The organism is Xanthomonas sp. SS, from assembly GCF_014236835.1.
GTDB lineage: Bacteria > Pseudomonadota > Gammaproteobacteria > Xanthomonadales > Xanthomonadaceae > Xanthomonas_A.
On sequence record NZ_CP051190.1, the window covers coordinates 639,457 to 658,465 of the forward strand.

The window sequence follows — 19,009 nt, forward strand, 5'->3', positions numbered from 1 at the left end:
GTAAGCCGGCTGCGTTGTAATCGGGGTCTCATCCATGCAAGGACGGCGCGATGCCCCGCAATTCAAACATCTCGATGTGGCGTTGGGGCGGCCTGCTGTTGGCGTTGCTCGCCGCCACCGCGTTCGCCACCGGCGCCGGGCCGGGCGCGGTGCGCAAGCAGGTCGAAAACAGCCTGCTGGTCACCGGCAAGATCGACATCGAGCCCGACGGCGCGGTCTCGGCGCTGGCGATCGATCGGGAAGACAAGCTGCCCGAGGGCGTGATCCGCTTCGTGCGCGATTCGGTGAAACAGTGGAAATTCGAACCGGCGCTGCGCAACGGCAAGCCGGTGCCGGCGCGCGCGCCGATGACGCTGCGCATCGTGGCCAAGCGCCAGGAGGGCGACAGCTATCAGGTGGAGATCCGCCATGCCAGCTTCGCCACCTACGATCCCAAGGATCCGCGCGCGGTGACGTCGCTGAAGATGGCGCCGCCGTCCTATCCGGAAGCGGCGTACCGGGTTGGCGCGTCGGGCGCGGCGTACCTGGTGCTCAAGGTGGCGCGCGACGGCAGCGTCGCCGATGCCGCGGTCGAGCAGGTCAACCTGCGCATCGTCGGCTCGGAGAGCGAGATGAAGAAGCTGCGCGGGATATTCGCTCAGAGCGCACTGGCGGCGGCGCGCAGGTGGACGTTCCGCCCGCCGACCGAAGGCCAGGACGTGTCGGCGCCGTACTGGCAGGTGCGCGTTCCGGTCGACTATGCGCTTCGCGACCAGCCCAGCGAAGGCTCGGACAGCAGCTACGGGCGCTGGATCAGCTATGTCCCCGGTCCGCGCGCGCGGGCGCCCTGGGACACCGGCAAGGACGCATCGGGTTTCTCGCCCGACACGCTGCCGGCCGGCGGCGTGTACATGGTCGACAGCAACGGCCCGCACCTGCTGACGCCGCTGCAGCAGGGCGGCTGAACGCGCCGGGCGGCGCTCCCGGCACCGGTGTCCGATTTCGATGGACGATGCCCCGCGTTGCGGGGCGTTTTCCTGCAGCGCCGAGGCTTACCTGGTCGTCGCAGCGATCGCGCGATGGCGAGTGCTGGCATACAGCACCGCGACCAGGATCCCTGCCAGCACCAGCGATGCGCCGACGGTGCCCAGATCCAGTCCGCCCTTTGCTGTCGGCTTGGTCAGCAGGTCACCGAGCGTGGCGCCGAACGGTCGGGTCAGCACGAACGCGGCCCAGAACAGCACCACGCGGTCGATGCGGGTGAACGCGTAGGCCAGCGCGATCGCAGCCAGCGCCGCTCCGATCAGCGACGCGCCGCCGAGGAAGCCCAGCCCCGAATCGTCGGCGAGGTAGTCGCCCAGCGCGGTGCCGAGGGTGTTGGAGAACAGGATCGCCACCCAATAGAAGACTTCCGCGCGGCCGCCATCGATCCGGTCGACCGACAGGCTGCGTTCGCTCAGCCACCATGCGCCGAGGGTCAATGCCAGGCAGCTGCTCAGGATCAGCGCGCCCTGCGCGTAACCCAGTCCCAGGCTGCGGTCCATGTAGTCCGACATCGTGGTGCCGGCGGTGCTGGTGGTCAGGATCACCCACCAATACAGCCACGGCCGGAAACCGCGCGTGCGCAATTGCGCCCACAGCGACAGCGCGAACACGCCGAACAGCACGGCGCTGCTCAGCGCATAGCCGACGTCCAGGGTCATCGACAGCAGGTCGCCGCCGGTCTCGCCCAGCGTGGTGGCGCAGATCTTCATCATCCAGAATCCCAGGGTGACCGGTGCGACCTTGGCGACAGTGGCGTTCATCGATGCGGCACGGGTGAGGGGACACGGCCAGCATCGCCAGCGGCATGTCGAAAACCGGTCGGATTGAGCGAGGCGATAACGCCGCGGCCACCGCTCGCGCATCTAGTAGTCCCGCACAAACGCAAACGCCCCGCCGAAGCGGGGCGCCTGGGTCGAGCCAGCGCCGGACTCAGCGCTTCATCGAACCGAAGAACTCGTCGTTGGACTTGGTGTTCTTCATCTTGTCCAGCAGGAACTCCATCGCCGCGATCTCGTCCATCGGATGCAGCAGCTTGCGCAGGATCCAGATCTTCTGCAGCAGCTCCGGCTCGATCAGCAGGTCTTCGCGACGGGTACCGGAGCGGTTGATGTCGATCGCCGGGTACACGCGCTTTTCGGCGATACGGCGGTTCAGGTGCACTTCGCTGTTGCCGGTGCCCTTGAACTCTTCGTAGATCACCTCGTCCATCTTGCTGCCGGTTTCCACCAGCGCCGTGGCGATGATGGTCAGCGAACCGCCTTCCTCGACGTTGCGCGCCGCGCCGAAGAAACGCTTCGGGCGGTGCAGCGCATTGGCGTCCACGCCGCCGCTGAGCACCTTGCCGGAGGACGGCACCACGTTGTTGTAGGCGCGGGCCAGGCGGGTGATCGAGTCGAGCAGGATCACCACGTCCTTCTTGTGCTCGACCAGGCGCTTGGCGCGCTCGATCACCATCTCGGCGACCTGCACGTGGCGCGCGGCCGGCTCGTCGAAGGTGGAGGAGATGACCTCGCCGCGCACGGTGCGCTGCATTTCGGTCACTTCTTCCGGCCGCTCGTCGATCAGCAGCACGATCATGTGCACGTCGGGATGGTTGGTGGTAATAGCCGTAGCCACCTGCTGCATCAGCATGGTCTTGCCGGCCTTGGGCGGGGACACGATCAGCGCGCGCTGGCCCTTGCCCTGCGGCGCCATCAGATCGAGGATGCGCCCGGAGATGTCTTCCGAGGAACCGTTGCCGCGTTCCAGGGTGAAGCGCTTGCGCGGGAACAGCGCGGTCAGGTTCTCGAACAGCACCTTGTTCTTGCTCGCTTCCAGCGGCTCGCCGTTGATCGTGTCGACGATCGACAGCGCGAAGTAGCGTTCGCCGTCCTTCGGGAAGCGGATGCGGCCGGACAGGTGGTCGCCGGTACGCAGGTTGAAGCGGCGGATCTGGCTGGGCGAGATGTAGGTGTCGTCCGGGCCGGCCAGGTAGCTGGCCTCGGCCGCGCGCAGGAAGCCGAAGCCGTCCGGCAGGATTTCCAGCACGCCGTCGGCAGCGACGCCTTCGCCGTGGCGGGTCAGCACCTTCAGCAGCGCGAAGATCACGTCCTGCTTGCGCGCGCGGGCCACGCCGTCCTGGATGTTGAGCTGCTCGGCGATGTCCAGCAGCTTCTGCGCCGGCATCCGCTTCAGGTCGCTCAGCGAGTAGATCGGGAAACCTTCCGGCACGTTGGCGTGCGGGCGCGGCACGAACACTTCGTTGGCGCCGGTGTCGCTGGGCAGGCCGTTGTCCGGATACCGCTCGCGGCCACCGCCATTGCCTCCGCCGCCATTGCCGCCGCCACCACCGCCACCGCCACCACCGCGATCGCGGCGATTGCGGAAGCGGTCGCGGCGATTGCCCTGCTGGTTGTTCTGGTTGTTCTGGTTCTGCGGATTCTGGTTGTTGAAGCGCGGGTTGCCGCCTTCGCGCGGCTCGCCGCCGTCGTTCTGGTTGCCGCCGCCCTGGCCCTGGGCATCGCCGCCGGAGGCGGGAGCGGGCTGGGACTGGGGCTGCTGCGACGGCGCCTGCGCGTGTTCCTGCGGCGCGGCACGTTCCTGGCGTTCCTGGCGTTCTTGCGGCGCCGGACGCGGCGCGTCGGACTGGGCCGGCGCCTGGTTCAGCGGCAGGTTCGGCTGCGCCGGTGCGCCGTGCTCGGCTCCGCCGTCAGCGCCGCTCACGGCCTTGCTGACACGCGGCTTGCGCGCGCGCTTCTCGGCGGGGGCGTCGACGCTCCCGGGTTCGGTGATGGTGTTATCGGACAAGTGGTGATTCCTCGCTATGAGTGCGAGCGCCCAGCGTGGGGGCAAACGGGTTGGGAAGGGGTCTAGAAGAGAATCTTCCAGAGGGGGTGCGGTGCGCGAATGCCACCGGATGCGCCGACACTATCATCGCCGCGCAACCACGGCAAGCAGGCGTTACCGGGCGATTCAGCCGGCCGGCAGCGACGCTGCAGGCCGGTACAACAGCGGCCGCTCCGCTCCGGAGCGACCCGCGACAGACTCAGGCCGCGGCGCCGCCCAGGGTCTTGTCGATCATCTGGGTCAGCTGGCCCTTGCCGACCGCGCCGATCTGGGTGGCCTGGACCTTGCCATCCTTGAACAGCAGCAGCATCGGGATCGAGCGCACGTGGTACTTGATCGCGGTGGCACGGTTCTCGTCCACATTGACCTTGGCCACCTTGAGCTTGCCGTCGTAGGCGTCGGCCAGGTCGTCCAGCACCGGGGCGATCATCTTGCACGGGCCGCACCACTCCGCCCAGAAGTCCACCAGGACCGGCTCGCCGGATTGCAGCACGGCGGTATCGAAATCGGCGTCGCCGACGTGTAGGACCTTATCGCTCACTAGGGGTATCTCCTGGGCCAATGCGACTGGCCGGACCGGGTGGCCGCCGCATTGCGGTAAACTGGGGCATTGCGCGGCGAAATCAAGGGATTCCCCCTGTCGCGCGACCCGGCATGGAAGTAGCCAGTGTGCGACGCTGCCGGGGCCGATGCAAGCCGCGACCTTACGCTTCGGGCGGGGTGGCCTGACGAAGATGGAATGATGAGCGACAAACCGCTGACCGATGTGACTTTTTCCGCGTTCGAGCTGCAACCGGCGCTGCTGGCCGGCCTCGAAGGCGCCGGCTTCACCCGCTGCACACCGATCCAGGCGCTGACCCTGCCGGTGGCCCTGCCGGGCCGCGACGTGGCCGGCCAGGCCCAGACCGGCACCGGCAAGACCCTGGCGTTCCTGGTGACGGTGATGAACCGCCTGCTCAGCCGCCCGGCGCTGGCCGACCGCAAGCCCGAGGATCCGCGCGCGCTGATCCTGGCCCCGACCCGCGAACTGGCGATCCAGATCCACAAGGATGCCGTGAAGTTCGGCGCCGACCTGGGCCTGCGCTTCGCGCTGGTCTACGGCGGGGTGGACTACGACAAGCAGCGCGAGCTGCTGCAGCAGGGCGTGGACGTGATCATCGCCACCCCGGGGCGGCTGATCGACTACGTCAAGCAGCATAAAGTGGTGTCGCTGCACGCCTGCGAGATCTGCGTGCTCGACGAAGCCGACCGCATGTTCGACCTGGGCTTCATCAAGGACATCCGCTTCCTGCTGCGGCGCATGCCCGAGCGCGGCACCCGGCAGACCCTGCTGTTCTCGGCCACGCTCAGCCACCGCGTGCTGGAACTGGCCTACGAGCACATGAACGAGCCGGAAAAGCTCGTGGTCGAGACCGAGAGCATCACCGCCGCGCGCGTGCGCCAGCGCATCTACTTCCCCTCCGACGAGGAGAAGCTGACCCTGCTGCTGGGTCTGCTATCGCGCAGCGAGGGCGCGCGCACCATGGTGTTCGTCAACACCAAGGCCTTCGTCGAGCGCGTGGCGCGTTCGCTGGAGCGCAACGGCTACCGGGTCGGCGTGCTGTCCGGCGACGTGCCGCAGAAGAAGCGCGAGACCCTGCTCAACCGCTTCCAGAAGGGCCAGCTGGAGATCCTGGTCGCCACCGACGTGGCCGCGCGCGGCCTGCACATCGATGGCGTCAAGTACGTCTACAACTACGACCTGCCGTTCGACGCCGAGGACTACGTGCACCGCATCGGCCGCACCGCGCGGCTGGGCGAGGAAGGCGACGCGATCAGCTTCGCCTGCGAGCGCTATGCGATGAGCCTGCCGGACATCGAGGCCTACATCGAGCAGAAGATCCCGGTCGAGCCGGTCACCGCCGAACTGCTGGTGGCGATGCCGCGCACCCCGCGCGCGGTGGTCGAGGGCGAAGCGGTCGAGGTCGACGCGGATGCCGACGAGAGCATCGGCGACATCTTCCGTGAGGCGCGTGCGCAGCGCGAGGCCGACGAGCAGCGGCGCGGCGGCGGCAGCAGCCGCGGCAAGCCCGGCGGCGGCCGCAGCGGTCCTGGCGGCGGCGCTGGCCGCAGTGGCGAAGCGCGCGGTGCCGATGGCAAGCCGCGACGTCCGCGCACCCCGCGCCCGGCCGAGGGCGATGCCGCGGCGACGACGGTCACGGCGGCACCCGTCGCTGCTGAAGCCGAAGCCGTCGCGGCTCCGGTCGCCGCACCCGTGCCGAAGCCGGTGCGCGCGGCTGCCGATGGCGCAGCCGCCGTCGATGGCGAGCGTCCGCCGCGCAAGCGCCGTCGCCGCCGTGGCGGCCGTCCGCTCGAGGGTGCCGAAGGCGCGGCAGCGTCGGTGCCGACCGACGCGCCGGCCAAGCCGGTGCAGGTCAGGGCCGCGCGCCAGGGCGAGCGCGCCGCGGCGCCGGCCGCCGCGGCCAACGATTCGTTCCTGACCCGCCTCGGCCGCAAGCTGCGTTCGCTGGTCTCCAGCTCCTGATGAACCGGTCCTCCACCGTTCGCGGCGTGCGCACGGTGGACGAAAACCCGGGCCGCTCCGGCATAATCGCCGGATGAGCGTTCTGCGGTTCGACAATGTCAGCAAACAGTACGCCGGTGGCCACGAGGCGCTGGTGGACGTCAGCTTCCAGGTGGAGGAGGGCGAGATGCTGTTCGTCACCGGCCATTCCGGGGCGGGCAAGAGCACCTTGCTCAAGTTGATCCATCTCAGCGAGCGTCCGTCGCGCGGTGCGGTGCTGTTCGGCGAGCGCAACCTGCTGAAGGTGCGCGGGCGGCGCGTGCCGCTGCACCGGCGCGAGGTCGGCGTCGTGTACCAGGACCACCGCTTGCTGATGGACCGCAGCATCGCCGAGAACGTGGCGCTGCCGCTGATCCTGCGCGGCACCCGCCGCGCCGAGATCGGCAAGCGCGTGCGCTCGGTACTGGAACGGATGGGACTGGGCCATCGCGAGAAGGCGCTGCCATCGCAGCTGTCGGCCGGCGAGCAGCAACGCGTAGGCATCGCCCGGGCGATGGTCGCCGAGCCGCGCCTGCTGGTCGCCGACGAGCCGACCGGCAACCTCGACCCAACCCTGGCCGCCGAGATCATGCAGCTGTTCGCCGAATTGCCGGCGCGCGGCACCAGCGTGCTGGTGGTCAGCCACGACCTGGCGCTGCTCAAGCAGATGCGCAAGCGCGTGCTGATCCTGGACCACGGCCGCCTGGCCGACGACATCTCTCCGCAGGACCTGGCCGAATGAGCGCACGCAATGCCGCCGGCGGCGCCGCGCCCTCGCGCCTGGGCGTGTGGTGGGACCACCACCTGCACAGCATCGTCTACAGCCTCGGCCGGGCCATGCGCAAGCCGTGGGCGACGTTGCTGACGATGGCGGTGATGGCCCTGGCCCTGGCGTTGCCGCTGGGGCTGTCGATCGCGCTGGACAACCTCAAGCAGTTCGCCGGCAGCGTGCAGCAGTCGCGCGATATCAATGTGTTCCTGAAGACCGACATCGATGCCGCCGCGGCCAACGCGCTGGCCGCGACCCTGCGCGGCCGTGCCGATGTCGCCGCGGTGACGCTGCGCACGCCCGAGCAGGGCATGGCCGAGCTGCGCGACAGCGCCGGGCTCGGGGAGGCGCTGGACGCGCTCGACGACAACCCGCTGCCGACGCTGCTGATCGTCACTCCGGCCGCGGCCGACGACGCGCAGCTGGCGGCCTCGCTGAGTGCGCTGCCGCAGGCGGACCTGGTCCAGCACGACGCACTGTGGCGCAAGCGCCTGGATGGCTGGCTGCGCTTCGGCGAGCGCCTGGTGCAGGTGCTGTCGGTGCTGCTCGGTGCCGGCGCGGCGCTGGTGGTCGGCAACACCGTGCGCCTGGACATCCAGTCGCGGCGCGAGGAAATCGGCGTGCTGCAGTTGCTCGGCGCCAGCGACGGTTTCATCCGCCGCCCGTTCCTGTACCTGGGCGCCTGGTACGGCTTCGGCGCCGGGGTGCTGGCGCTGGGCCTGATCGCCGCTTCCGGGCTGGCGCTGGGGCCACCGCTGGCGGAACTGGCCGACAGCTACGGCAGCCATTTCGCGCTGCACGGACTGGACGCCTTGCATTCGGGGTTCGTGTTGCTCGGCACCCTGTTGCTGGGCTGGCTCGGCGCCTGGCTGGTGACCGGCCACTTCCTGCGCCAGACGCGTCCCACCGATACCTGAGGCGCGCATGTCCCGGCACGAGCTCAAGCACCTGATCAGCGACGCCCCGCGGGTGATGGTCGTGGACGGCTCCAAGCTGGTGCGCAAGCTGATCGCCGATGTGCTGCACCGCGAACTGCCGGACGTGGAAGTGGTCGGCTGCGCCAGCATCGCCGAGGCGCGCGCCGCGCTGGAGGCCGGCCCGGTGAATCTGGTCACCACCTCGCTGGCGTTGCCCGACGGCGACGGCCTGGCTCTGGCGCGCAGCGTGCGCGAGGCCGCCGGCCAGGCCTACGTGCCGGTGATCGTGGTCTCCGGCGATGCGCAGCAGCACCTGGTCGAACGCCGCTTCACCGAATACGTCACCGACTATTTCGACAAGGCGCTGGGCCACGAGGCGCTGGCGACCTTCATCCGCGGCTACGTGCAACCGCAGCCGGTGGTCGGCGCCACCATCCTCTACGTCGAGGACAGCCGGGTGGTGGCCGAGGCGACCAAGCGCATGCTCGAGCGCCAGGAACTGCACGTGGTGCACGTGCTGACCGCCGAGGACGCGTTCGCGCTGCTCACCGCCGAATCGCTGGGCCGCACCACCCGCCGCATCGACCTGGTGCTGACCGACGTCACCCTGAAGGGCGAACTCAACGGCCGCGACGTGGTGCAGCGCATCCGCATCGACTTCGCCTACGGCAAGCGGCGCATGCCGGTGCTGGTGATGACCGGCGACAGCAATCCGCACAACCAGTCCGAACTGCTGCGCGCCGGCGCCAACGATCTGGTGCAGAAGCCGATCGAGGAGCGCCTGCTGGTTACCAAGGTGCTGTTCCAGCTGCGCCTGGCCAAGCTCAGCGACAATGCCGTGACCTTCTGACCGATCTGCCGAACCTGCATGAGTAGCGAAGACGACACCCGAATCCAGCTCGAACCCTCGTGGAAGGCGAAGGTCGGCGACTGGCTGCTGCGCCCGGAGATGCGTGAACTGGCCGCGTTCCTGCGCCAGCGCAAGGCCGCCGGCGCACACGTGTTCCCGCCCGGCCGGCAGATCTTCGCCGCGTTCGACGCGACCCCGTTCGACCAGGTCGAGGTGGTGATCCTGGGCCAGGATCCTTACCACGGCTACGGCCAGGCGCATGGGCTGTGCTTCTCGGTGCTGCCCGGGGTGCCGGTGCCGCCGTCGCTGCTGAACATCTACAAGGAGATCGAGGACGACCTGGGCATCCGCCGTCCCGATCACGGCTGTCTGTTGCCGTGGGCGCAGCGCGGCGTGCTGCTGCTCAACGCGGTGCTGACGGTCGAGGAAGGCCGCGCCGGTGCGCACCAGGGCAAGGGCTGGGAGGGCTTCACCGACCATGTGGTGGAGACCTTGAACCGCGAGCGCGAAGGCCTGGTGTTCCTGCTGTGGGGCAGCTATGCCCAGGCCAAGGGCAAGGTCATCGACACCCGCCGCCACCGCGTGCTGAAGGCACCGCATCCCTCGCCGCTATCCGCGCACCGCGGCTTTCTGGGCTGCAAGCATTTCTCCGCGGCCAACGAGTACCTGCGCCGCCGCGGCGCCGCGCCGATCGACTGGAGCCTGCCGCCGCGCGCGGCGCTGGACGCGGCCTTGGCCGGCGGCTGAACCGTGGTTCGACGGCGTCGCCGGGAGCGCGCCGCGTGTACGCAAATTTCGCAGGCTGGGTGCTAGTTTTGGCGCTCGTAACCGGTTACGCCCGTCTTCCCCAGCGTTCCAGTGGCTTCTGTCACAGTCTGTTTCCTGATTCGAATGTTCCATAAACAGAACGCAGGAACTTTTTACTGTACCCAGCAGTCTAGTTAGTTGACTGCTAAGATGAGCCCTATGAGCCAGACCATACCTGCCACCGCGCTGGTGGCCAACAACCTCCCGATCCCCAGTCCGCTCGGTTCGCTGGATGCCTATATCGGCGCCGTGCACCAGATCCCGGTGCTGACGTCCGAAGAGGAACGCGCGCTGGCGGTGCGCTACCGCGACCAGGAAGACCTGGATGCGGCACGCGAACTGGTCCATTCCCATCTGCGCTTCGTGGTTCACGTCGCCCGCGGCTACAACGGCTACGGCCTGCCGCTGGGCGACCTGATCCAGGAAGGCAACATCGGCCTGATGAAGGCGGTCAAGCGCTTCGACCCGGAAATGGGCGTGCGCCTGGTCAGCTTCGCGGTGCACTGGATCCGTGCCGAGATGCACGAGTACATCCTGAAGAACTGGCGCATCGTCAAGGTCGCCACGACCAAGGCGCAGCGCAAGCTGTTCTTCAACCTGCGCAAGTCCAAGACCCGCCTGGGCTGGATGAACGCGGCGGAAGTGACCGCGGTCGCCAAGGACCTCAACGTGTCCGAGCGCGAGGTGCTGGAGATGGAGTCGCGCCTGTCCGGTCGCGACATCGGTTTCGATGCGCCGTCCGACGACGACGACGACCACGCGCCGCCGTCGCCGGCCGCTTATCTGATGGCCGCCGAGGAAGATCCCTCGCAGGCCTACGAGCGCGCCGACAGCGAGGACAACCAGCTGCAGCTGCTGCGCGAAGGCCTGGCCGAACTGGATGCGCGTTCGCGCGACATCATCAAGCGCCGCTGGCTGGATGCCGACAGCAAGATCACGCTGCAGGAGCTGGCCGACGAGTACGGCGTGTCCGCCGAGCGCATCCGCCAGATCGAAGCCAACGCGCTGAAGAAGATGAAGGCGCTGTTCGTGGCGTAAGAGTTGTGCGCGGTTGCGGACGATCGATCCGCCAAGCAAAAAGGCCCGGTTCTCCGGGCCTTTTTTCGTTGCGCCAAAGGTGTGCAGAGCCGCTGTGCGGACGCGCGTTGCGGGTCACGGCTCCGGCGGCGGCCGCGCCACCGGCAGGTGCCAGCCGTAGCGGATCGCCATGAAGCGCAGGCCGAAGCACAGCGTGGCGCCGATCGCCAATCCCCACGGCTGCGGCAGGTGCAGCGCGTGCGCCGCGGCGACCACGCCACCGCCGAGCAAGGCCGCCACCGCGTACAGCTCGGCCTGCAGCACCACCGGCGTGCGCGCCACCAGCAGGTCGCGGACGATGCCGCCGCCGATGCCGCTGAGCATGCCGAGCAGGGTCGCGCTGAGCGGACCCAGGCCGAACGCCAGCGCCTTGCTGGTGCCGTACACCGCGAACAGCGCCAGGCCGAGCGCGTCGAAGAGTTGCACCGGGTTGCGCAGGCGCTCGACCGTGTTGTGGCTGTAGAAGGTCAGCAGTCCGGCCAGGCAGGCGACGCCGAGGTAGCGCGCATCGCCGAGCGCGGCCGGCGGGGTGGCGCCGATCAGCACGTCGCGGGCGATGCCGCCGGAGACCGCGGCCGCGCATGACAGCACCAGCACGCCGAACAGGTCCAGGCGGTGGCGCACGCCGACGGTGGCGCCGCTGATCGCGAACACGAAGGTGCCGAGCAGGTCGAGCAGGAACAAGAAGGTCGCCAAGACGGCACTGTGCAGCGGCAAAGGGCGGCTAGGATCGCAGCCCCGCCGCGGGGTGTCACGCGGCCGGCGGCGGCTTGGGCTCGGCCGGCTCGGGCGCGGTAGCGCGCGTGTCGTCGCCGAGGATGATGCGCGCCGCGCGCTGGTAGCTCCAGTACGCCCAGGCCCAGTTGAGCAGCACCACCAGGCGGTTGCGGAAGCCGATCAGGAAGAACACGTGCGCCGCCAGCCAGAACCACCAGGCCAGCAGGCCGGACAGCTGCAGGCGGCCCAGGTGCACGATCGCGGCCATGCGCCCGATGGTGGCCAGGTTGCCATAGTCGGCATAGCGGAACGGCGCGTCGCCGGCTTCGCCGCGCAGCCGTTTCGCCAGGTTTTCGGCGACATGCCGGCCCATCTGCTTGGCCGCCGGCGCCACCCCCGGCACCGGCTTGCCGTCGGCCTGCTGCAGGGCGGCCAGATCGCCGGCGACGAAGACTTCCGGATGCCCGGGAATGCTCAGATCCGGCTGCACCTGCACGCGGCCGCTGCGGTCCAGCGGCACGTCCAGGGTCCGCGCCAGCGGCGAGGCGGCCACGCCAGCGGCCCAGACCACGGTGCGCGCTGGCACGAAGGTGCTGCCCAGCCGATAGCCGCTGGCGTCGATGTCGGCCACCGGCACGCCGGTCTGCACTTCCACGCCGAGTTTTTCAAGTTGCCGTTGCGCCTTGGCCGACAACCGTTCCGGGAACGAGGCCAGCACGCGCGGGCCGGCTTCGATCAGCCGCACCCTGGCCTCGGCGGGATCGATGCGGCGGAATTCGTGCTTGAGCGTATGCCGCGCGATCTCGGCCAGGGTGCCGGCCAGCTCCACCCCGGTCGGGCCGCCGCCGACGATGGCGAAGCTGAGCCAGGCCGCGCGCGCGGCGGGGTCGCTCTCGGCTTCGGCGCGCTCGAACGCCAGCAGCAGGTGGCGGCGCAGGTGCAGCGCGTCGTCCAGGGTCTTCAGGCCGGGCGCGTGCCTGGCCCATTCGTCGTGGCCGAAGTAGGCATGGGTGGCGCCGGTGGCGACCAGCAGGTAGTCGTAATCCAGCGTCTCGCCGCCGGCCAGCTGCACCTGCCGCGCCTGCTTGTCCAGGCGCACCACTTCGCCCAGGCGCACGGCCACGTTGTCCTGTTTGCGCAGGATCTGCCGCAGCGGCGCGGCGATGTCCGGCGACGACAAGCCGGCGGTGGCCACCTGGTACAGCAGCGGCTGGAACAGGTGGTGGTTGCGGCGGTCGATCAGGGTGATGCGCAGCGGCGCCTTGGCCAGCGCGCGCGTGGCCCACAGCCCGGCGAAACCGCCGCCGACCACGATCAGGTGCGGTACGGGCGGGTTAGCCATACGGGACTCCAGAGGGATGCGAAGACGAGGCGCGAGCGGCTGTCGGAACGCTGGCGACGGCCGCGGACGCTGCAGCCACGCGGTGCGGCGCAGCGCCGTGATGCACGTAGCGGCCGAGGCGCCGTGCAGGAACTGGGGGCTGGAACGGCATGGCCCTATAGTAGCGCGATGGCGGGCGCAGGCAGGGATGCGGAGGGCGCGTGGGAATGCGAGCGACAACAACGGATCGGCCTCTTGTTTCGCCCGCCGCGGCGACGCCGTCGCGGCTGGGCGGCCTGCTGTTCGCGCTGAAGACCCGCGTGCTGCAACTGCGCCGCGCGCTGCGCGATCTGCGCGGCAGACCGCGACGGCATCGCCGCGATGCGGGACTGCCGATCGCCGCGGCGGCGGTGTCCGAATCGGTCACCGCGTTATGGCCCGAGTCGGAAGAGACTTCGCCGCTGCTGGTCGCCGGCAAGATCCACAACCTGCGCGTGGCCGCGCGTGCGCTGCACGGGATCGAAGTACCGGCCGGGGCGGTTTTCAGTTTCTGGCGACAGTTGGGCCGGGCCACGCGTCGGCGCGGTTTCGCCGCCGGGCGCGAACTGCGCGAAGGCTGCCTGGTGCCGTCGATCGGCGGCGGCCTGTGCCAACTGTCCAATGCGATCTACGACGCGGCGTTGCGTCAGGGCCTGCAGATCGTCGAGCGGCATCGGCATACGCAGGTGATCGCCGGTTCGCTGGCCGAGCGCGATCGCGACGCGGTGGTGTTCTGGAACTACGTGGATCTGCGCCTGCGCGCCGATTCGGCGTGGCGCCTGGAAGTGTGGCTGGATGGCGATGACCTGCACGTGCGCATCCTCGGCGGTGCACCGGCCGTCGCCGCGCTGCCGTTGCTGCCGCTGCGGCGCACGCCGGCCGCGACCGCGGCGAACGACTGCACGCGCTGCGGCCGCGAGGAATGCCATCGGCATGTGCCGGCGAGCGCGCAGGGCATCCGCCGCACCTGGCTGGTGGACGAGGACTGGCCGGAATTCGCCGACGACCGCCGGCGCCGCATGCAGCCGGGCGATCGGGTGCTGGCGCTACGCCGAAGCAGCGTCGCCGCGGTGCAGGCAGCACTGCTGCAACGCTGGTGGCTGCGCCGCGGGCTGCCGTTGCCGCAGGTGCGGCAGCGCGCGCAGCGCATCCGCCTGCGCGCGCTGCAACGGCGGCTCGGCGCGCAGGATGTCGAGCTGGTGGTGCCGCAGAGCCTGTTGCCGGGCCTGTGGCTGGCCGGCGAACTGCAGGGCCGGCGCTGGGACGTGTGCATGACCGCGCTGCCGATGCAGGTGCTGCAGGCGCGCCTGGACGTGGCCGCGCAGCGCCATCCCGACAGCGCCACGCTGCGCGATTTCCGCGCCGATCCGCTGCTGATCGAGGCCGAACGCGCTGCACTGGCGCAGGCGCGGCACTGGATCACTCCGCATCGCGAGTTGCTGGCCTTGGCCGGTAGCCGCGGCATCGCCCTGCAGTGGCAGCGGCCGTTGCTGCCTGATGCTGCACAACCCAGCAGCGATGGCGCTGCCGCACAGGTGCTGCTGGCGGCGTCGTCGCTGGCGCGCAAGGGCGCGTTCGAATTGCGCGAGGCGTTGCGCGGTTTGCCGGTGCAGTTGCTGTTGCCGCCGGGCGCGCAGGAGACGCCGCAGTTCTGGAGCGGTTTCGACGTGCGCCGGGTCGCATCGATGGCCGCGGGCGTGCAGGAGGCCGCAGTGGTGGTGTTGCCGGCGTGGATCGAGCAACAGCCGCGCGGTGCGCTGTTGGCGCTGGCGCTGGGCAAGCCGGTGATCGCCACCGCGGCCTGCGGTCTGGGCGCAGACGATGGCGCGTGGCGTTGCGTGGAAGCTGGCGATGCGGCCGCGCTGCGCACGCAACTGGTCGACGTGCTGGGCTTGCCGGGCTGAGAAAGCGCGTCGCGAGCGACGCGCTCGGGTCAGTACAGATCCTGCGGATCCACATCCAGCGACCAGCGCACCCGCCGCGCCTGCGGCAGCGCATAGATCGCCGGCACTGCTGCGTCCAGCACCGCATGCAACGCGCGCCGCGTCGGCGCCGACAGCAGCAGTTGGGTGCGCTGGAAACCGGCGCGGCGCGGCATCGGCGCCGGCATCGGCCCGAAGCGTTGCACCTCGGCGTGCTCCGGCAGCAGCGCGCGCACCGCGCTGAGGAAGGCGTTGGCGTGTTCGACCTGCTTGGCCTCGGCGCGCAGCAGCGCCAGATACGCGAACGGCGGGAAGCCGGCCGCTTCGCGCTGCGCCAGTTCGGCCTCGGCGAAGGCGTGGTAGCCGCCGTGCACCAGGGTCTCCAGCAGCGCATGGCCGGGATGGTGGGTCTGCAGCCACACCTCGCCTGGGCGTGCGGCGCGGCCGGCGCGGCCGGCGACCTGGATCAGCTGCTGCGCCAGCTTCTCGCTGGCGCGGAAGTCGGCCGAGAACAGGCCTTCGTCGATGCCCACCACCACCACCCGGGTCAGCTGCGGCAGGTCGTGGCCCTTGGCCAGGATCTGCGTGCCGACCAGGATGCCGGGCTGCGTGCCGAGCGTGGCCAGTTGCGTCTCCAGCGCGTCGCGGCGCTGGGTGGTGCCGCGATCGATGCGCAGCACGGGAACGTCGGGGAAGGCCTGCAGCAGGCGCTCTTCCAGGCGCTCGGTGCCGATGCCCTGCGGCTGCAGCGCCAGGCTGCCGCAATCCGGGCAGGCCAGCGGCGCCGGCTGGCGCGCGCCGCAGTGGTGGCATTGCAGGCGCCGGCCGCCGGCATGCACGGTCATCGGCGTGGCGTGCAGCGGGGTGCTGCAGCGCTGGCACGGCGCGGTCCAGCCGCAGTCGTGGCACAGCAGCACCGGCGCGTAGCCGCGGCGGTTCTTGAACACCAGCACCTGGCCGCCGTCGGCCAGCGCGCTGCCGATGCCGGCCAGCACCTCCGGCGACAGGCCGTCCTGCAGCGGCCGCTTGCGCACGTCGAGCACGCGCACCGTCGGCGGCCGCGCCTCGCCGGCGCGGCGGGTCAGGCGCAGGTGCGCGTAGCGGCCGCTGGCGGCGTTGTGCAGGCTTTCCAGCGACGGCGTGGCGCTGCCCAGCAGCACCGGCACGTCCAGCGCCTTGCCGCGCACCAGGGCGAAATCGCGGGCGTGATAGCGGATGCCGTCCTGCTGCTTGTAGCTGCCGTCGTGCTCCTCGTCGATCACGATCAGCCCGGCCTGCGGCAGCGGCACGAACACCGCCGAGCGGGTGCCGACCACCACCCGCGCCTCGCCGCGCCAGGCCGCGGCCCAGACCCGCGCGCGCTCGTTGTCGGTGAGTCCGGAATGCAGCGCGTGCACCGGCATGCCCAGGCGCGCGCGGAACCGCGCCAGGGTCTGCGGGGTCAGGCCGATCTCCGGCACCAGCACCAGCGCCTGGCGGCCGCGCGCCAGGCAGGCGGCGATGGCCTGCAGGTAGACCTCGGTCTTGCCGCTGCCGGTGACCCCGTCGAGCAGGAACGGGGCGAAGCCCGGGGCGGCGACGACGGCGTCGATCGCGGCCTGCTGTTCGTCGTTCGGGGTGGGGCCGGGCTGCGGCTGCGGCGCCGCGGTGCTGGCCGGGACCGCAATGCGTTCGGCGAAGTCGCGCTTGGCCAGGCTGCGCGCGGCGCTGCGCCAGTCGTCCATGGCCTGGTCCAGGCGGTCCTCGTCCAGCGGCCCGGCCCGCAGCAATTCGGCGAAGCGGTGCGGGCGGGTGCCGGGGCGGGCGCGGTGGCTGGCGCCGGCCTCGGTCAGGCGCCAGGCCCAGGCGTGGGTGTCGGGCAGCGCCTCGCCGCGGCGCAGGGTCACCGGCAACGCGGTCGCCAGCACCTCGCCCAGCGGCGCATGGCTGTAGCGAGCCAGCCAGTGCAGCGAGTCGGCCAGCTCGCCGTGCAGCAGCGGTACCGGGTCCAGCCAGGCCAGCGCCGCGCGCAGGCCCTCGCTGTCCTCGACCTGGCCGAGCGCGGCGACCACCCCGCTCAGCTCGCGATTGCCGAACGGCACCCGCAGGCGGCGCCCGATGTCGCCAGCGCCGACGGACTCGCCAGGCGGCGGCAGGTAGTCGAACAGCTGCGGCAGCGGCAGCGGCAGGGCGACGCGGAGGGTGGCGGCAGGGGATGGCATCGGCCCTAGTTTAGCGGCCGCGGGACAGGGGCCAGTGCCCCCTCGGCGATGGTTGGCGAGGGGCGCCAGTTGCAAGCGATAGCTGCTCGCAAAGTGATAAACAAGTCGTAAATAGCTGCCCCGCTTGGAGAATCGATTTTATCCACACCCGCTGTGGATAAAGCTGTGCATGAAAGGGATGCTCCACGCCGTGAAGACGGATTCACAAGCCTCTGCCACAACTTGGACAAAAAAGCGCCACTCGGATAAATCCAATAAATAACAACAACTTGGCCGTGAAACATGGCTGCAACATGATTTTGCGGGGGCTTGACAGGAGGCGCCGCCCGGACCTTGAGGGCGCTGTGCACAACCCGCCGCCGTGATCCGCCCGGCTGGCGCCTGAAGCAGCCGATCGGCGCGCCGTTGTCAAGCGCGCGGCGCGGCGGCGGCATCGCTATCATCGCGCCGATGATGGAGTTCCGATGACCGCCGCGCCCCCTTCCGACGGCGCGGTCGCACCGCCCGCCCTGGCCGCCTTCCTGCGCGGCATCGAACGCCGTGCCGCGGTGCTGGCCGAGTTGCAGAGCGGCAGTGTCGAGCGCGGCGCGCCGGCGCTGGCCGCGGCGATGCGCGCGTTCCGCAGCCATGCCGCGACCCTGCCGATGGCCGACTGGCCGCTGCGCTTCTGGAAGCTGCTCGCCGCGGTGCCGTCGCTGCGTCAGGTCGCCACCGCGGCCGGCAGCGGCTGGCCCACGCCGCTGGCGCACCTGGGTGAGTTGGGCGCGGCCGACCGCCTGGCGCTGCTGCTGCGGATCGTGGCCGGGCTGGACGAGCCGACCGCGGCGCGGGTCCTGAACCAATCCACCGAGGACTACCAGCAGGCGCTGGCGCGGGCCTGCCCGCGCGATGCCGGCGGGCGTCCGGACGCCGCCGGCTGGCGCGCGCTGGCCGATGCCGCCCAGCAGCACCTGCGCGAACTGCCGTCGCAGCGGCTGCAGGCGCTGGCGCAACTGCGCGATGCGGCCATCGCTGGCGCGGCGCCCACGCCCGCGGCGACGCCGGCGGCGCCTGCGGCGGCCCGTCCGCGCCGTGCCGGCGGCGGGCGCGGGCTGACCCGGCCACGGCTGGCGGCCGCAGTGATCGTGCTGGTGGTTCTGGCCCTGCTGGGGACGCTGTGGTGGGGAAGGACGCCGCCGCGGCCTGCGGCGACAGACGCCGGCTCGAGCCTGGCGCTGGGCGATACCGGGCCGGTGCAGGTGGAGGAACTGCCGGCCGAGTCGGATGCGCCCACCGCGCCGCCGTTGCCGGCGGCAGCGCCGGCGCCGCTGCCGGAACCGGCGGTCTACGACCTGGACTTCTTCGCGTGGTACGCGGCGGGCGCGCCGCCGGCACGGATCGAGCGCAGCGCGCCGAGTGCGGAGGACCTCGCCGACGCCGCCGCCGCCCAGTCCGCCACCGGCAGCGCCGCCCCGGCGGCGCCCGCCGCGGCCGCCGATCCGCCGCCGGCGCTGACCCCGGCGCAGTTGCGCGAGCGCCAGGCCGCCTGGGAGGCGCTGGACGCCACGGTGCAGGCGCGCCTGCGCCAGGTGGCTAGCGCCTTCGCCGGCTTGCCGGTAGAGCAGCAGCACACGCTGCGCGCGCAATTCGCCGCACTGGATGCGCTGGAGCGCCACGGCTGGTTGCTGGGTCCGGAACTGGGCAGCGAGTACTGGGCGTTGCAGCCGCTGTTCGGCTATGTGCCCGACGCGCAGCGTGCGGCGCTGCTGGGCCTGTTGCGCACGTTGCCGGCCGAGCAGCGCGAGCACCTGGCGCTGTTGTCGCAGCGCACCCCGCCGCAGGACCGCGCGACGCTGCGCCGCGAGTTGCTGGCGCAGGGCGCGGACACGCGCGCGGCCTGGTTGCGCCAACGCGCCGCGCGCTGAGCGGCGCCGGAGCACGGCAGGACACATTCTGCCGCTCTCCGCTCTCCGCTCTCCGCTCTCCGAATCCCGGCTTTCCACAGCCGAATGGCTGGTC

14 protein-coding genes and 1 pseudogene are annotated in these 19,009 nt (G+C 70.7%); 9 read left to right on the forward strand and 6 right to left on the reverse strand.

Annotation, left to right across the window (positions count from 1 at the left end; genetic code table 11):
* Positions 1-50 precede the first annotated feature (50 nt).
* Positions 51-944 carry an energy transducer TonB gene (locus HEP74_RS02810; protein ID WP_185815100.1) on the forward strand — a complete coding sequence of 298 codons (894 nt, stop codon included), beginning with the start codon at positions 51-53 and terminating at the stop codon, positions 942-944.
* Between the two features lie 87 nt (positions 945-1,031).
* Here the strand turns inward: HEP74_RS02810 and HEP74_RS02815 are convergent, their stop codons facing one another.
* The 3 genes from HEP74_RS02815 to trxA all read right to left on the reverse strand — a co-directional run bounded on the left by HEP74_RS02815 (position 1,032) and on the right by trxA (position 4,390).
* A complete protein-coding gene (locus HEP74_RS02815; protein ID WP_185815101.1) occupies positions 1,032-1,784 on the reverse strand; it encodes a COG4705 family protein in 753 nt (250 codons plus the stop codon).
* Positions 1,785-1,953: 169 nt separating this feature from the next.
* Positions 1,954-3,810 carry a transcription termination factor Rho gene (gene rho, locus HEP74_RS02820; protein ID WP_185815102.1) on the reverse strand — a complete coding sequence of 619 codons (1,857 nt, stop codon included), beginning with the start codon at positions 3,808-3,810 and terminating at the stop codon, positions 1,954-1,956.
* Between the two features lie 238 nt (positions 3,811-4,048).
* Complete coding sequence (gene trxA / locus HEP74_RS02825) at positions 4,049-4,390, reverse strand: thioredoxin TrxA (RefSeq protein ID WP_009605950.1); 342 nt, start codon at positions 4,388-4,390, stop codon at positions 4,049-4,051.
* A 201-nt stretch (positions 4,391-4,591) separates the two neighbouring features.
* On the opposite strand from trxA, the gene rhlB reads away from it, so the two are divergent.
* The 6 genes from rhlB (at position 4,592) to rpoH (ending at position 10,772) form a co-directional block, all read left to right on the forward strand.
* Positions 4,592-6,373, forward strand: a complete 1,782-nt coding sequence (gene rhlB, locus HEP74_RS02830; RefSeq protein ID WP_185815103.1) for an ATP-dependent RNA helicase RhlB — start codon at positions 4,592-4,594, stop codon at positions 6,371-6,373.
* 73 nt (positions 6,374-6,446) lie between these two features.
* Entirely contained in the window at positions 6,447-7,133 is a 687-nt protein-coding gene (ftsE, locus tag HEP74_RS02835; protein WP_047324490.1) for a cell division ATP-binding protein FtsE, read from the forward strand.
* The gene (ftsX, locus tag HEP74_RS02840; RefSeq protein WP_185815104.1) at positions 7,130-8,077 is read left to right on the forward strand and encodes a permease-like cell division protein FtsX; all 948 of its coding nucleotides are present in this window, start codon (positions 7,130-7,132) and stop codon (positions 8,075-8,077) included. Before ftsE ends, ftsX begins: the two co-directional genes overlap by 4 nt.
* A 7-nt stretch (positions 8,078-8,084) precedes the next feature.
* A complete protein-coding gene (locus HEP74_RS02845; RefSeq protein WP_064542860.1) occupies positions 8,085-8,927 on the forward strand; it encodes a response regulator in 843 nt (280 codons plus the stop codon).
* An 18-nt stretch (positions 8,928-8,945) separates the two neighbouring features.
* On the forward strand, positions 8,946-9,674 hold the full coding sequence (gene ung, locus HEP74_RS02850) for a uracil-DNA glycosylase (protein ID WP_185815105.1): 729 nt from the start codon (positions 8,946-8,948) through the stop codon (positions 9,672-9,674).
* Between the two features lie 219 nt (positions 9,675-9,893).
* Entirely contained in the window at positions 9,894-10,772 is an 879-nt protein-coding gene (gene rpoH / locus HEP74_RS02855) for an RNA polymerase sigma factor RpoH (protein ID WP_003469114.1), read from the forward strand.
* A gap of 114 nt (positions 10,773-10,886) precedes the next feature.
* Here the strand turns inward: rpoH and HEP74_RS02860 are convergent, their stop codons facing one another.
* Together HEP74_RS02860 and HEP74_RS02865 are read right to left on the reverse strand one after the other, a co-directional pair.
* Complete coding sequence (locus HEP74_RS02860) at positions 10,887-11,507, reverse strand: trimeric intracellular cation channel family protein (protein WP_053837051.1); 621 nt, start codon at positions 11,505-11,507, stop codon at positions 10,887-10,889.
* Positions 11,508-11,562: 55 nt separating this feature from the next.
* A complete protein-coding gene (locus HEP74_RS02865) occupies positions 11,563-12,870 on the reverse strand; it encodes an NAD(P)/FAD-dependent oxidoreductase (protein ID WP_185815106.1) in 1,308 nt (435 codons plus the stop codon).
* Between the two features lie 206 nt (positions 12,871-13,076).
* Between HEP74_RS02865 and HEP74_RS02870 the strand changes: the two genes are divergently transcribed.
* Complete coding sequence (locus HEP74_RS02870) at positions 13,077-14,792, forward strand: VanW family protein (protein WP_185815107.1); 1,716 nt, start codon at positions 13,077-13,079, stop codon at positions 14,790-14,792.
* 29 nt (positions 14,793-14,821) lie between these two features.
* On the opposite strand, the gene HEP74_RS02875 is transcribed toward HEP74_RS02870, so the two are convergent.
* Positions 14,822-17,011 (reverse strand): primosomal protein N', encoded by a 2,190-nt coding sequence (locus HEP74_RS02875; protein WP_185815108.1) that lies wholly within the window; start codon positions 17,009-17,011, stop codon positions 14,822-14,824.
* Positions 17,012-17,475: 464 nt separating this feature from the next.
* Between HEP74_RS02875 and HEP74_RS21865 the strand changes: the two are divergent.
* A pseudogene (locus HEP74_RS21865) lies at positions 17,476-18,441 on the forward strand (hypothetical protein); the annotation flags it as partial.
* Positions 18,442-19,009: the final 568 nt, after the last annotated feature.